The 13,490-nt window shown below is 41.6% G+C and carries 13 protein-coding genes; 3 read left to right on the top strand and 10 right to left on the bottom strand.

The annotated features are described in order from the left end of the window. Positions 1-25: 25 nt before the first annotated feature. The gene (locus tag CYP05_RS02105; protein ID WP_258031493.1) at positions 26-484 is read left to right on the top strand and encodes a hypothetical protein; all 459 of its coding nucleotides are present in this window, start codon (positions 26-28) and stop codon (positions 482-484) included. Between the two features lie 59 nt (positions 485-543). Here the strand turns inward: CYP05_RS02105 and CYP05_RS02100 are convergent, their stop codons facing one another. The 7 genes from CYP05_RS02100 to CYP05_RS02070 form a co-directional block, all read right to left on the bottom strand. Beyond that, entirely contained in the window at positions 544-1,662 is a 1,119-nt protein-coding gene (locus CYP05_RS02100; RefSeq protein ID WP_103641854.1) for a M20/M25/M40 family metallo-hydrolase, read from the bottom strand. A gap of 9 nt (positions 1,663-1,671) precedes the next feature. Next, positions 1,672-2,127: a YjiG family protein gene (locus tag CYP05_RS02095; RefSeq protein WP_103641853.1), complete on the bottom strand. Its 456-nt coding sequence runs from the start codon at positions 2,125-2,127 to the stop codon at positions 1,672-1,674. A gap of 3 nt (positions 2,128-2,130) precedes the next feature. Continuing rightward, positions 2,131-2,763: a nucleoside recognition domain-containing protein gene (locus tag CYP05_RS02090; protein WP_009293921.1), complete on the bottom strand. Its 633-nt coding sequence runs from the start codon at positions 2,761-2,763 to the stop codon at positions 2,131-2,133. Positions 2,764-3,020: 257 nt separating this feature from the next. Next, positions 3,021-5,138, bottom strand: a complete 2,118-nt coding sequence (locus CYP05_RS02085; protein WP_256372124.1) for an RNA degradosome polyphosphate kinase — start codon at positions 5,136-5,138, stop codon at positions 3,021-3,023. A gap of 163 nt (positions 5,139-5,301) precedes the next feature. Beyond that, entirely contained in the window at positions 5,302-5,886 is a 585-nt protein-coding gene (locus tag CYP05_RS02080; RefSeq protein WP_103641852.1) for an NUDIX domain-containing protein, read from the bottom strand. Continuing rightward, entirely contained in the window at positions 5,871-7,238 is a 1,368-nt protein-coding gene (mgtE, locus tag CYP05_RS02075) for a magnesium transporter (RefSeq protein ID WP_103641851.1), read from the bottom strand. Before mgtE ends, CYP05_RS02080 begins: the two co-directional genes overlap by 16 nt. A 9-nt stretch (positions 7,239-7,247) precedes the next feature. Further along, positions 7,248-8,417 (bottom strand): peptidoglycan DD-metalloendopeptidase family protein, encoded by a 1,170-nt coding sequence (locus CYP05_RS02070; protein ID WP_087581705.1) that lies wholly within the window; start codon positions 8,415-8,417, stop codon positions 7,248-7,250. A 114-nt stretch (positions 8,418-8,531) separates the two neighbouring features. On the opposite strand from CYP05_RS02070, the gene CYP05_RS02065 reads away from it, so the two are divergent. Together CYP05_RS02065 and CYP05_RS02060 are read left to right on the top strand one after the other, a co-directional pair. Then, positions 8,532-9,254, top strand: a complete 723-nt coding sequence (locus CYP05_RS02065; protein WP_002942758.1) for a plasminogen-binding N-terminal domain-containing protein — start codon at positions 8,532-8,534, stop codon at positions 9,252-9,254. Between the two features lie 3 nt (positions 9,255-9,257). Next, the gene (locus CYP05_RS02060) at positions 9,258-10,079 is read left to right on the top strand and encodes a YihY family inner membrane protein (RefSeq protein WP_002942744.1); all 822 of its coding nucleotides are present in this window, start codon (positions 9,258-9,260) and stop codon (positions 10,077-10,079) included. 74 nt (positions 10,080-10,153) lie between these two features. Here the strand turns inward: CYP05_RS02060 and CYP05_RS02055 are convergent, their stop codons facing one another. The 3 genes from CYP05_RS02055 to CYP05_RS02045 all read right to left on the bottom strand — a co-directional run bounded on the left by CYP05_RS02055 (position 10,154) and on the right by CYP05_RS02045 (position 13,489). Next, positions 10,154-11,182 carry a hypothetical protein gene (locus CYP05_RS02055; RefSeq protein WP_103641850.1) on the bottom strand — a complete coding sequence of 343 codons (1,029 nt, stop codon included), beginning with the start codon at positions 11,180-11,182 and terminating at the stop codon, positions 10,154-10,156. Then, positions 11,163-11,885, bottom strand: a complete 723-nt coding sequence (locus CYP05_RS02050; protein ID WP_103641849.1) for a metallophosphoesterase — start codon at positions 11,883-11,885, stop codon at positions 11,163-11,165. Before CYP05_RS02050 ends, CYP05_RS02055 begins: the two co-directional genes overlap by 20 nt. A 128-nt stretch (positions 11,886-12,013) precedes the next feature. Continuing rightward, positions 12,014-13,489: an aldehyde dehydrogenase family protein gene (locus tag CYP05_RS02045; protein ID WP_103641848.1), complete on the bottom strand. Its 1,476-nt coding sequence runs from the start codon at positions 13,487-13,489 to the stop codon at positions 12,014-12,016. Between the last annotated feature and the right edge of the window lies 1 nt (position 13,490).

The following is a 13,490-nucleotide window of genomic DNA, read 5'->3' as shown; positions in this document are numbered from 1 at the left end:
TGCGTTAAATTGAATAAATTTCTTTTTGTTAAAGCTGCTGGCTAAATTTGGAGTTAAATTTACGGTTTTAAGCAACGATAAACTTTTGGCTAAATTTCAAAGCGTTGCGCCAAATGTTAAGGAGCTTAGGCAGTTTAAAAAGCAGAGTAAAACACCTATTTGTGTGATTAAATTTGAAAAAGATCGCCCTGTAAAAGAGCTATTTTTTAAGCTTTTGGAATTTAGGGAGTTTTTCAAGCTTCTAGTCGTAGTGGATATGCAAAACTACCTAGAAAACCAATATATGCTGCTTTGGCGCGTGAGAAATAATATCGATGGTGAAAATTTCTGCGTGGATGCGACGAGCAAGAGTGAGCTTGAGGGCTACACGCGTGGCTGGCCTATGCAAACTGACTGCGAGCGCGAAGTGGTGGCTGAGCTTGTGAAGCGAGGCGTGGTAAAAGATGAGCCAGAGCTGTTTCATAAATTTGAGATATTTGGGTAGGTTTTGACTACTACTTCGTTATAAATTTAAAAATTAGGCAAGCATATAGCTTGCCTAAACTACGAAAGTTTTTTGATCGCTTCAACTATGAGGTTGCACTTTTTGACGACTGAGTTTATCTCTAGATACTCGTTTTTTGTGTGCATGTTGCCGCCAGTTGGACCAAGGCCGTCTATCGTAGGACATCCTACTGATGCGCTGATGTTGCCATCACTTAGTCCGCCAGCATCGACCCAAGTGACCTTTGTGCCAGTGGCCTTCGCAGCCTCGTCAAAGACCTTTTTGATATTTGGTAAATTTACCTCGTCTATCATCGGCCCTTCTTCGTTTATGAGTATGCGCTCACAGCTCACTTCTGGCACTATCGGATGAGATAAAATTTCATCCATCTTCTTATGCAAAAACTCCACCGAGCTAGCGTGGCGATATCTCATCTCAAATGTCACGCTAGCAAAGTCTGGCACGACGTTTTGGGCGTCGCCACCTTTTGTCATTATGCTATTAAATGTATGGCCTGCCTTAAAATCAGTGAGTTTTGAGAGCTCAACGATGAAATTTGCAGCCTCCACCACAGCCGAACGGCCGCGCTCTGGGTGGTTGCCAGCGTGCGCGCTAACACCACGGAAATTTAACACATAAGAGATCACGCCTTTTCTAGTGGCTACCATCGAGCCATCTTCTCTTGCAGGCTCGACGACTAGGGCATAGCGAGACTTCTTGGCTAGCTCTCTTATGGCGTCTTTGGCGAAATTTGAGCCAGTCTCCTCGTGTGAGTTTAAAAAGAGACCGATCTTTAGTTTGCTAAGATCAAGCTCTTTGATGACGTAAAGCGAGAGCAGGCTGCCGCCTTTATCGTCGATCGCGCCAAGTGCATTTATGCGCTCATCTATCTTGCTAAATGGCACTTCAGCCTTTGTGCCCACAGGAAAAACGGTGTCCATGTGCCCGATGAATAAAAAGTCGTAGCTTTTTGCCTCAAGGTCGTTTGAGATGAAAAGGCAAGGAGCGACCTTGTCGGTGCCAAGCTCTATGCTTCTGCTTTTTAAGCCTAAAATTTCGGCTCTTTTTTTAAACCAAGCCGCAACTTCATTTACGCCGTCGATGCTTGAAGTTGGGCTTTCGATGTCGGTTAGCTCCTTTAGATCGGCCAAATATTTGTCTATTTCACTATCTTTCATCTTTAATCCTTATACGATCAAGCTCATCACAAACATCGCTAAATAGGCATTTAGAATGCAAATTCCAAAAAGTACGAGATAGTGTCTGCCTGGTACTTCAAGCACGCCTAAAACTCGCCCCATGTACTGCACAGTCGAGCCAACTAGCGCCATGCCGGGAAGCAAGACAGCGATATCGTTTGCATTTAGCGTACCATCTCCCACAAGTGCGACTAGCACGCCTGCTGAGCCGCCCCAGCTCAAAAATGCAGCCATGAAAACGGCTATGGACTCACCTGGAAGACCAAGTGGAAGCATGATAAATCCTAGAAATTTGCCTATCACGCTAAGCGCGCCAGATACTTTTAGGATATGGATGATGACAAAGGCCATAAGCACGTTTGGGATGGTGTTTTTTACGGCGATGTCCCAGCCTTTTCTAGCGCCCTCTACAAATACGTCGGTTATTAGTTTATTTTCAGTCATCTCTTACTCCTCATCATCTTTGACAAATTTTTTGACATAAAGTCTCATCAAATTTGCTCCAATAATTTTAAAGACAAAGACTATGCCAAGCACCATGGCTATGGTAGCAGGGGCTGTGTTGCCAGCTTTGTCAGTCACTAGTAAAACCGGAGCAAATGAAGATAAGAAATTTGTGATCATCGCACCAGCGCTAAACTGAAACGCTGCAAAGATGAGAAGCTCTTTGTGTGAGATGAGGCCATCTTGACGCAAAAATTTAGCCGTTGAGCTGCCTGCGTCGGTGCTTTGTGTGCTTGCTATCAAAGAGATAGAGCAACATCCTGGTATGCCAATAAGTGGCTTTAAAACAGGCGTTAGCAGTCTTGAAGCTGCGTAAAGTGCATGGTATTTCTCAAAAATAGCAACAAAGCCAAGTGCGAGCATGACAGCAGGGGCAAGACTAAGGGCAAATAAAAAGCCACCTTTTGCGCTAGTGCCACTTCCTGTTTTAAACCATTCTGGAAATTGACCAGCAAGTTTGCTAAAGTCAAAGATGCCACCATAGGTGTTTTGTAAAAAACCTCCAAAGAAAACGATCGCAATTGCAAGAGTGATCGTACCGATGACGAGTTTTTTAGTATCACTACTCTCTTTCATAAAGCCTCCTTTGATTTGGAATTTGTTTAAATATTATAACGCCTATGCTTATGTAATATTTAAAATATAAAATTCGATAATTAATTATGAAATTTTATGAGTAATTTATATATAAAAATTATTATGTGATAAAAGTTAGCACTACAAAGGCTTAAAATGTAAATTTAAAGTATATGAAATTTTAAAAATTTGGATTTAAGATTTAGGATTTATGGTAAAAATGGCTTCTAAACTTAAATTTAAAAGCCATTTATTTTTTAGCTCTCTTTTAAAAGCTTGCTTGCAAGCATATCTGCTTTTGCTTTGTCTGTGTCTTTTTTGACGGATTTGTAAATTTTAGAGATGTAGTTTTCTAAAACTTCGTGGCAAGAGATCACTTTTTCGCCCTCGCGTCTAGCTACTTTCGTGTATTCGCCGTTATTTTGTAGCTCAAATGCTAGGTCGTTATCGCTTAACTGAAGCTCTAAAATTTCAAGCAGTCTCTCTTGAAGTCTTGGCTCAAAGATAGGCGTCATGAGCTCCAAGCGGCGCTCTAAATTTCGTGGCATCCAGTCAGCGCTTGAGATGTAAATTTTTGGATTGGCGTGTTTGAAATATAAAATTCTAGCATGCTCCAAGTATTTGCCGATGATCGAGCGAACTCTGATGTTTTCGCTTTTGCCTTTTACGCCAGGTCTTAGTCCGCACACACCTCGGACGATTAAGTCGATCTTCACGCCTGCGTTTGAAGCACGGCTAAGCTCGTTTATCACGTCTTCATCTATTAGCGCGTTCATCTTGGCGATGATCCTGCCCTCGCTACCTTTGCTAGCCTCCACTCTTATCTTTTCGATGATGCGCTCTTTTATCTGAAATGGCGACATGCTAAGGGCGTTTAGACGGCGGTTTTTGTTATATCCTGAGAGGATGTGAAAAAACGAGGTTGTATCTTGGCTAAATTCCTCTTTACTCGTAAATAGGCTCACGTCAGTGTAAATTTTAGCTGAGCTGCCGTTGTAGTTGCCAGTGCCAAAGTGCATGTAAAATTTGAGTTTATCGCCGATCTGGCGGATCACTTGGCTAACTTTTGCATGGACTTTAAAGCCTGTGATGCCATATATCACGTGTGCGCCAGCATCTTCAAGTGCCTTTGCCCAGTGGAGGTTATTTTCTTCATCAAACCTCGCTTTTAGCTCGACCATTACAGTTACTTGTTTGCCGTCGCTTGCAGCGTCTATCAGGCTTTGAATGATCGGCGAGTTTTTATCGACCCTATAAAGCGTCATGCGTATCGAGATCACCTTTGGATCTTTGCTAGCCTCTCTTATAAAGCTAACGACTGGATCAAAGCTCTCAAATGGATGAACTAGCAGCACATCCTCTTTATCTATGGCATCAAAGATTGAGACGCCGTTGCCAAATGGAGGCAGGGTTTTTGGGGCGTAGGGCGGGTTTGCTAGGTGGCTAAAGTTCTTGCTCCCAGCTATCTCCCAAAGAGAGCTAAGTGTGAGCGGGATGCTTGAAAAGTAGATATCTTTATGAAAAATTTTCATGTGAAAATTTAAAAACTCTAAGATATCAGCGTCAGCGTCTTTATCTATCTGCATACGCACAAAAGCCCCTTTTCTACGAAGCTTTAGCCCTTGCTCAAGTATCATCATAAAGTCATCCGCCTCTTCTTCTTCGATGACGATATCAGCGTTTCTTGTCACTCTAAAAGCAGCCGAACTAATAAGCTTATATCCTGGGAAAATTTCTTCTGCATGGCGGTGCACGATCGTCTCAATCGGCACGAAGACGTTACTACTTGGCTGGGTAAATCTTGGCAAAACTCTTGAAATTCTTATCATGCCGTATTTTAAAATTTCAGGATGCTCGATATCAGCAAGTTTTACGGCTAGCGAGAAGCTAAGGTTGTTTAGGTGAGGGAATGGATGTGTCGCATCAACAGCGATTGGCACGATGACTGGCAGGATGTTTGAGAAAAAGTATTCGTCGCATTTTTGCTTTAAGCTATCATCAAGCTCGTCATAGTTTTTGATAAAAAGACCCTCTTTGCTAAGCGCATCGACGGTGCTTTTATAGTGAGCTTCGACCAAATTTTGCTCATCTTGAAGATATTTTCTGATCTCTCTTAGCTGATCAAGTGGGCTCATGCCATCGCTGCTGCTTGTCGTCACACCAGCTGCAAAGAGCTGCTTTAGTCCAGCCACTCTTATCATATAAAATTCATCAAGATTTGTCATATAAATGGCTATAAATTTTAGCTTTTCAAGTAAAGGTATATCCTTTTCACACTGAGCGAGCACCCTTGAGTTGAAGCGTAGCCAGCTTAATTCGCGGTTGATAAAAAGAGTTTCGTTTTCGCTCATCATTTTCTCCTTATAATTTTTGATTATTTTATGATATGTGCGGTTATAAAGTTCTTATTTTGTTAAAATTTTAGTTACAATAGTGTAAATTTTAAACGTAAAGGTTTCTTATGTCGGATTATATTATTTTAGTTGGCATTTTTGTTGTGGCGGTTATTGTCTTTGCGCTTATCAAAAAGGTCTCTTTTTAGCCTTTAAATTTTTCCCACCACAAGTAGGCAAAGATGAGCCCAAAGCCCTTGACCTTGCTCTCGTCAAAGGCAAATTTCATCATATCTTCTCGTTTTATAAAAACTAGCTCGATATCCTCGCCATCGACGCCACCGCCTGCATTTACCTTCATGCTCTCATCGATCTTTGCGTAAAACATCGTTTGCATGTTGCCACCAAAGCCAAAAGCGCCATACGTCATCGTGATGCGCTCCATCTCTTTTAGCTCGTATCCGACCTCTTCGACTGCCTCTTCTCTAGCGGTCTGCTCTTCGCTTAGTCCCTTATCCATAAGCCCTGCGCAAAGCTCATAAGTAAAGCCTTGCTCATTTATTTTGATGCCTTCTTTTTCTTGCGAGTACCAAACAGCTGGGCGAAACTGCTTGACAAACAAAAATGCATCTTTTTGCTCGTGATATAAAAATATACTGACGCTATTCATCACTTTTACGCAGTCCCAGTCCCTTTGCAAGCCATTTTGTTTAAATTTCATCTTAAATGGCTTTAGGTATTTTGACTCACCAAGAGGTAAAATTTCTAAATTTGTTATAGTAGTATCCATTTTGCAAGTCCTAAAAAGCTAAAAAATCCTATCGCATCAGTAAATGTAGTAAGAATGACCGCCGAGCCAACGGCAGGATCGATGTTAAAGCGCCTTAGCGTCAAAGGTATGATCGTGCCAAAAAAGCCAGCAAAGAATAAATTTGTAACCATGCTAAGGCTAATGACCACGCCAAGCATGCCTTTGTCAAACCAAACAGCGGCTATGACGCCCATGATAGCGCCAAAGATGAGGCCATTTACGAGTGAGATCGTCACCTCACGCCTTAAAACGCTCTTTGCATCTTTAAATTCTATCTCGCCAAGTGCCAAACGACGAACCGTAACGGCAAGTGCTTGCGTGCCAGTGTTGCCACCCATTGAAGCAACTATTGGCATAAGCACGGCAAGTGCGACGTAAGCTGCGATCGTCTCATCAAAAAGTCCGATGATAGATGAGCTAAAAAGTGCTGTTAGTAAATTTACACCAAGCCAAACCGCACGGCCACGACCCGCTTTAAATAGCGTATCGTCCTCTTCTGACTCGTCATCAACGCCAGCTAGGTTATAAATTTGCTCTGTTGCGCTCTCTTGGATGTAGTCGTGGATATCATCATACGTGATACGACCTAGCAAAATTCCAGTGCTACTTGTAACTGCGATAACGTTTAGATCGTACTCTTGAAACATATCAGCGACATCTTGCATGAGATCCATATCGTTTGCCATGTGAGGCTTGTAGTGATCGATCTGGGTTGATTCGATATTTTGTTTTAGCGTCTTTGTAAAGTCAAAGAGGATGAGATCTTCAAGTGGGATGGCGTATTGCAAGACGCTATTTTTATCGATGATGAAAAGCTGTGAGACATTTTCTAGTTTGCCTTCTTGCTTCTCTTGTCTTAGTCTTGCAACTGCGCTGCCAAGCTTCTCTTCAAGATGAGCTGAAAATAGCTCTGTTTGCATATGCGCACCAGCTCTATCCTCATCGTAGCTTCTAAGTCTTAAAATTTCGTTTTGATTTTCTTTATCTAGCTCGTTAAAAAGCTCTCTAGCTTTGTCTTCGTCGATATCCTCGATGTATTGAAGTAGGTCGGTCGCATCGTCACTCTCTAGCTCTTCAAGCGCTTCTACGATCTTTTCAGCTGGGAGCGTGTCGATCACGTCTTTTAGCATGTGATCAGGTAATTCTATCGCCACGTCACCCAAAATTTCAGGATCTAGCTTTTCAAGGTACTTGGCAAAAAGCTCTTCATCGTGCTTTTTAAGTGTTTTAAGATGCTGGGCTAGCTCGTAAGGGGAGAGCTCGCCGTCTTCTAAATTTTCATCTAAATGCTGATCTATCAGCTCTTTTGCTTCTTCTAGTTCTTGGCTCAAGTTTTACCTTTAAAAATCTATTACGTTAGGGAAAAATTCCACCTTGTGATACTCTTTGTCGTTGCTTAGAGCTTGTCTTATCAGCTCATCATTTCTATTTATGACTGCTTTAAATTTAGCCGATTCTTTCTTGTCTTCTATATTTTTTACGACCTTGATGGCGCTTTCTGGATTGATCGGCTTGCCACCTAGATAGAGGCCAAAGTGCAAGTGTGGGCCAGTGCTCATGCCGCTTGTGCCAACGTATGCTATTAGCGTGCCTTGTTTTACTTTAAGACCGCTTCTTATGCCCTTTGCAAAGCCATTTAGGTGTGCGTAAAGTGTCTCGTAGCCGCCAGCGTGAGAGATGATGACGGTTCTACCATAACCGCTCTTTTGTCCGACAAATTTGACCGTACCATCGCCTGCAGCCTTGATCGGTGTGCCTTTTGGAGCACCGTAATCAACTCCAAGGTGCGCTCTATATCTTTGAAGGATCGGGTGCCATCTTTTTAGAGTGAAATTTGATGTGATCCTAGCGTTTGCAAGAGGGCGAACGAGCAAAAATTTATCATTTTTCTTGCCATTTTTATCATAAAATTTATCTTCAAATTTATACATCACGTAGCGTTTGTTTTTAGTCTCTATCATCGCTGCGTAAATTTCAGGTGTGCCAAAAGAGCGTCCCATGCGTAGTTTTTGGTTATAAACGATAGCGATCGTATCGCCTTTGTTTATCTTTTTAAAATCGATCCCGCTGCCGCTAAAAACCTCTTTGAAACCAAGCGCTAGCGTGCCAGAGCCAGTGTAGTCAAAGATATCTTCAGAGACTGATTTATCGACTTTTAGGGCTAAAACTTTATCTTCGCTTTGGTATAAGATCGGGATAAACTCAAGCTGAAATTTGCCCTTGTCATCTCTATAAATATGTATCTGAAGCTCGTCACTAACAGGGATGAGGGCTTGCTTAACCTCGCCGTTATCGTCTTTGTAAATTTGATATTTTGTGCCAGCGATGATCTCTTCTGTTAGCTCTTGATCTTCGCTTGCTAGGTTGTAGTAAAGTGAAAGTGGGATTTTATTTGTCTCTAGGAAATTTAAAAAGCTGCTGCCATTTGGCCAACTAAGCTCATCGACAGTTGGTTTTATGGCATATAAATTTATACATAATATTGCAAAAATCACAAAAATACGAGGCATCGATATCCTTTTAAAAAGCTGGGAGGGATTTTAACTAAAACTTGCTTTAATTTTGCAAAAGATAAAGCATTTTAGGCTATAATCGCTCTAAAAATTTAAACTTAGGAGATATTTTTGAAACGTATAATCGTTATTTTATCGCTGTTTTTTGGCTTTGCTTTTGGGGCTGATTTTTCTTTAAATGAGTATAGAACTCCTCTTATTAGCGTTGAGAGTGACGGCACAGCAACGATAGTTGATAGTCCTGAAATTTTGATCGGATCAAGCGGCGTTGTGCTTCATAAATTTGACACTGATAGCTCTATCATCGCAAGAGTGAGCGTTGTCTCAAAAAATGCCGGCTTTGCGAAGGTGAGATTTGAGGTGTTTGACCTGCTTGAGCAAAAGGCTCTCCCGCTCCCTGGCATCGCACCTGCAAGTGGCGATATAGTCGTGCTAAACTACCTTTATAACCGCTCGCTAATCGTCGTGCCAAATAAAGAAATTTATGAAGAGGTTTTGGGTGCATTTCCTAATATGATATTTATCCATCCAGACCTTGTCGGAGCATACTTAAGCTACGAATACAAGCCAAATCCAAGCAGAGATGACTTTAGAAAGATGTGTGCTCAAAGTGCAGCTGGTCTTATCTTTGTCGCGATGGATGGCAGAAGCGTTTTTGCTGATTGTCAAAGCTTTAAGGTGCTAAAAGAGTTTAAAACTGGCGAGGTTGAGTACTATCAACTACCATTTTATACAAGAGTTAGCGACATAGACACTGTATTTTGGAAGCTAAATAGCGAGCACATCAACAACTACGACGCTCACTACGAAAAACTTTTTGAAGAAGATAACTGATAAATGAGCCGTTTGTCCTTAAGCAAGAGCGATTTAAAGAGTGGTTTAAATTTGCTAGCTGCTCTTAAGGACAAAGAACTCTTTCACTACGCTGCAAGCCTTAGTTTTCACACGATCTTATCGATCATACCGATACTTCTTATATCGTTTTCTATCTTTACAAAACTGCCTAGCTTTGAGGATTATTACGCCAAAATTCAAGACTTTGTCTTCTCAGCTCTTTTGCCAAGCAACCAAGAGATCATCTCAAACTACTTGCAAAATTTCCTCCAAAATAGCGGAAATTTAGGCATAGTTGGCTTTGTGGCGATGATATTTACTTCAGCTATGTTTTTTAGCGATTATGAATACGTAGTCTTAAAAGTGACAAGAGCTAGCAAAGCTAGGGGCTTTTGGTCGGCACTTAGCTCGTACTGGACGCTTATCACACTTGCACCACTCGGACTTGCTGGCAGTTTTTACCTCTCAAGCCTTGTGCAAGAGATGCTAAACTCGACTAAATTTACAAGCTGGATAAATTTCTTAAGCATCGTGCCATATCTCATCATCTGGGTGATATTTTGCGTCACATATCTCATCTCTGTAAATGACGAGATAAAATTTAAAAGCGCGTTTTTTAGCTCGTTTGCCGCCTCACTCGTTTGGTATCTTGGTAAGTCAGCCTTTGTCTATTACGTCCTTTACAACAAGACCTATCTAAGCGTCTATGGCTCGTTTTCAGCTGTGCTTTTCTTCTTTGTGTGGATATATATCTCGTGGATCATCTTTTTATATGGGCTTAAATTTTGCGCCTATCTCTCAAATAGCTCTAAATTTAAAGGATAAATTTATTGCCAGCTGGCAATTTTAAATTTACCAGCTAGCAGGATATGTATTGTTTTACGTAAAATTTTATGTATCTAGCGTTTAAACTCGCAAATTTCTATCTTGATATCAAGCTCTTTGCTAAATTCTTTAACCTTTTTCTCAAGCTCATCTTTATCAAAGCAGATAAGATCAACGTAAGAGTGCTTAGTGCCAGTCGCTGCTCCCATGCCTTCGCAAAAAGTGCTAGTTTCAAGCTCATCTTCTATCTTAGTTTTGCTATCAACGCCAAACTGCACATCGCCGCCGTGATACAATACTAAAAAGCAGAAATTTATGCCAAGCTCGTAGGCTTCATTATAGATATCGCTTTTGCCGTCATAGTATTCATTTAGTAGCGAGGTTAGGCTCGTATATCCCATAAATACATCATCTCTTAGTGCGTCTGAGCGGGGTTCAAGCTCATAAAAGCTAAACTGCTTTAGCGGTTCGCTCGAGGCCTCTTTGCCAAATTTATCATCTATAAGATCGGCAAAGTCGGTAAGCGCGACGCCTTTTTCTCTTGGCTCATCTACGATCTCAAAGTCGCCAAGTGTGTTTATCATCGCTGTCTCGCCAACAACGTTGTCGCAAAGTATGAAAGCTAGCGTGTAGGCCTTGTTTTCATCTTCGCTTTTTAGCTTACTCAAAGTTTCATTGTATAGGCACATATCCACGCTTTTTTCTTCAAAATTTGCATAGACCATGACCTCGTTTGCATCAACACTCACGCCATACATCTGTATAGTGGCTACTTCGCGCGGTGCACGTTGTTTGCCAAGCGTGCAAGTAAGCTTTGCTTCATACTCTTTTGGCATGCGTGATTTGATAAATTTAAGCCAAAAAAGCCTATATTTCATCCCTTCTGGTGTTAGCACTAGATCGATCTTGTCATTAACAAGGCCTATCATAAAGGTTGGATCTACTAAACATAAATTTAGCGCCTCTTCAGTCATTTTGCTCGCTGTTTCGTAATTTTTATCCTCTAAATTACGCTTGATGGTATCTAAATTTTGACCAAATTTGCTCCAAAATTTATCAACCCTGCTAGCAAAACTTGAGTTTTTATGATGTGAAAACTCCATATTCTTTCCCCCTTTCAAAAGACTCTACATTTCTTTGCGTATAAATTTTCATCGATGGAAACTCTAACGCACTTAGTTTATCAAAACCAACTTCATTAAAAACGCAGCCTGTATCGATATCTGCGCTATTTTTATAAAATTTTACCTCTCTTACTGGCGTGTGACCATATACGTTAAAGATGCCACTAACTTGCATCTCGTCGCCTCTGCCTGAGAGTAGGTGCCTTTTAAACTCTTCGCTAGCATATTTGTCATTTCTTAGCTCCCACATATTGCCAACGGCTGAGTGTGAGACGACTAGATGCTCGCCATTTTGGGTTTTATAATCTTTAAATTCCAGATAAACTGGCCTGCTTTCTAAAAAATCCACATGCCTTTGCTTAAACTCCACGCTTTGCCCAAGATATGATCTATATGTCTCTTCTCCGCCGTTTCCAAAGAACCAGCTCCTGTCAAATGGCACTTTGTTGTTTAGAAATTCAAATTTATTGCTAAGTAGTCTTCGCTCGTGATTTCCCATTACCATTTTATAGTTATTTTGCATGATAAGCTCGACCACGTCGCAGCTAAAAAGCCCACGATCTATCACGTCGCCAACAAAGCAAATTTGAGATTTTTCTTTGTTTGGAAACTGCTTGATAAGCTCTAAAAGCGTATTAAAACAGCCGTGAACGTCGCCGATAATGTAAATTTGCTCGCTCAAATTTTCTCCTTTGCGCCAAATTTTAGTCTATTAAACTTAAAAATAAAGATTGTTATTTGCTGATAAATTTAGAAAGAAAAATTTATTTATGAAATTTAAAGAAGTAGGGGGGGCAAAACCCCCTAAAATCACTGTGCGTAAAAGCCGCTAACTTTGCCAGTTAGGTCTATCATGATGTTTTTCATCTGAGTGTAGTGCTCAAGTATGATCTTGTGCGTCTCACGACCGATGCCTGAGTTTTTATATCCGCCAAATGGACTTCCTGCTGGGATTTGGTTGTAAGTGTTGATCCAGACCCTGCCAGTCTCCATAGACCTTGCAACGCGAAGCGCTTTTGTGATATCTTGCGTGAAAATTCCACCACCAAGGCCGTATTCGCTGTCATTTACCATTTTGATAAGCTCGGCTTCATCTTTAAATTTGATGACAACGCCAACTGGTCCAAAAATTTCTTCTTGAGCCACTCTCATATCGTTTGTCACATCAACTAGCAGTGTTGGCTCGACAAATGCGCCCTTGTCGCAACCATTTGCAGTGTAGGCTTTGCCGCCGACTGCCACTTTTGCACCTTCTTTTTTGCCGATTTCTACGTACTCTAATATCTGCTCAGCTTGTTTTTTGTTGATCTGAGAGCCCATTTGTGTGCTAGGATCTAGCGGATCGCCAACTTTTATGGTGCTAAATTTCTTAACCGCAGCCTCTATAAATTTGTCATAAAAGCTCTCTTCTACGAAAATTCTCGATCCCGCGCAGCAAACTTGACCTTGGTTAAACAAAATTCCAAGCTGAAGGCCGTCAAGCGCCTTGTCTAAATTTGCGTCGCTAAAGAAGATATTTGCGCTCTTGCCACCAAGCTCCAGTGTGGCTGGGATGATACGACGAGCCGCAGCTATGGCGATATCGCGGCCGATCTCGGTTGATCCAGTAAATGCTAGCTTGTCAAGGCCTGGGTGGTTTTTGATCCACTCGCCACTCTTGCTACCTCTGCCCGTTACTATGTTTATCAAACCTTTTGGCAAAATTTTATCTATCAGCCTAAATAGCTCAAGCACGCTTAGGCTTGTCTCGCTTGAAGGTTTAAACACGCTCGCATCGCCTGCTGCGATAACTGGAGCTAGCTTCCAAGCTGCCATTAAAAATGGAAAATTCCAAGGCACGATCTGGCCCACTACGCCTATTGGCTCGCGCAAAACGATAGAGAGTTGTTTTTCATCAAGCACGTTTGCGCTGCCTTCTTCGCCCATGATAACGCCAGCAAAGTACCTAAAGTGCTCGGCTGCAAAAGGGATATCGACATTTAGCGTCTCACGGATTGGCTTGCCGTTGTCCATACTCTCGACCTTTGCAAGGTGCTCTTTGTGCTCATCAATGATATCAGCGATCTTGTTTAAAAGCCTTGCTCGCTCGCTAATTGTGGTGTGTTTAAATTTCTTAAAAGCTTCACGTGCAGCACGAACTGCGTCATTTACATCTTCTTCGGTAGCGTCAGCGATCTTTGCAAGGTGCTCGCCGTTTGCTGGATTTTTGGCATCAAGTGTAGCGCCGTCTTTTGCGTCACGCCACTCACCATTTATGAAAAGCCCGTATTTTTCAAGTAGTTTCATA

It is taken from the genome of Campylobacter concisus (assembly GCF_002913545.1).
In the GTDB taxonomy this organism is placed as follows: Bacteria; Campylobacterota; Campylobacteria; order Campylobacterales; family Campylobacteraceae; genus Campylobacter_A; species Campylobacter_A concisus_AV.
Note: the sequence above shows the minus strand (reverse complement) of the source record. Positions and strands in the feature narration are given on the sequence as shown.

Excerpts from the sequence above, each read along its gene's own strand:
- CYP05_RS02060 (WP_002942744.1), top strand. The coding sequence starts at position 9,258 with ATGAGCCGTTTGTCCTTAAGCAAGAGCGATTTAAAGAGTGGTTTAAAT.
- CYP05_RS02070 (WP_087581705.1), bottom strand. The coding sequence starts at position 8,417 with ATGCCTCGTATTTTTGTGATTTTTGCAATATTATGTATAAATTTATAT.
- CYP05_RS02055 (WP_103641850.1), bottom strand. The coding sequence starts at position 11,182 with ATGGAGTTTTCACATCATAAAAACTCAAGTTTTGCTAGCAGGGTTGAT.
- CYP05_RS02100 (WP_103641854.1), bottom strand. The coding sequence starts at position 1,662 with ATGAAAGATAGTGAAATAGACAAATATTTGGCCGATCTAAAGGAGCTA.
- CYP05_RS02095 (WP_103641853.1), bottom strand. The coding sequence starts at position 2,127 with ATGACTGAAAATAAACTAATAACCGACGTATTTGTAGAGGGCGCTAGA.
- CYP05_RS02045 (WP_103641848.1), bottom strand. The coding sequence starts at position 13,489 with ATGAAACTACTTGAAAAATACGGGCTTTTCATAAATGGTGAGTGGCGT.
- CYP05_RS02090 (WP_009293921.1), bottom strand. The coding sequence starts at position 2,763 with ATGAAAGAGAGTAGTGATACTAAAAAACTCGTCATCGGTACGATCACT.
- CYP05_RS02080 (WP_103641852.1), bottom strand. The coding sequence starts at position 5,886 with ATGGATACTACTATAACAAATTTAGAAATTTTACCTCTTGGTGAGTCA.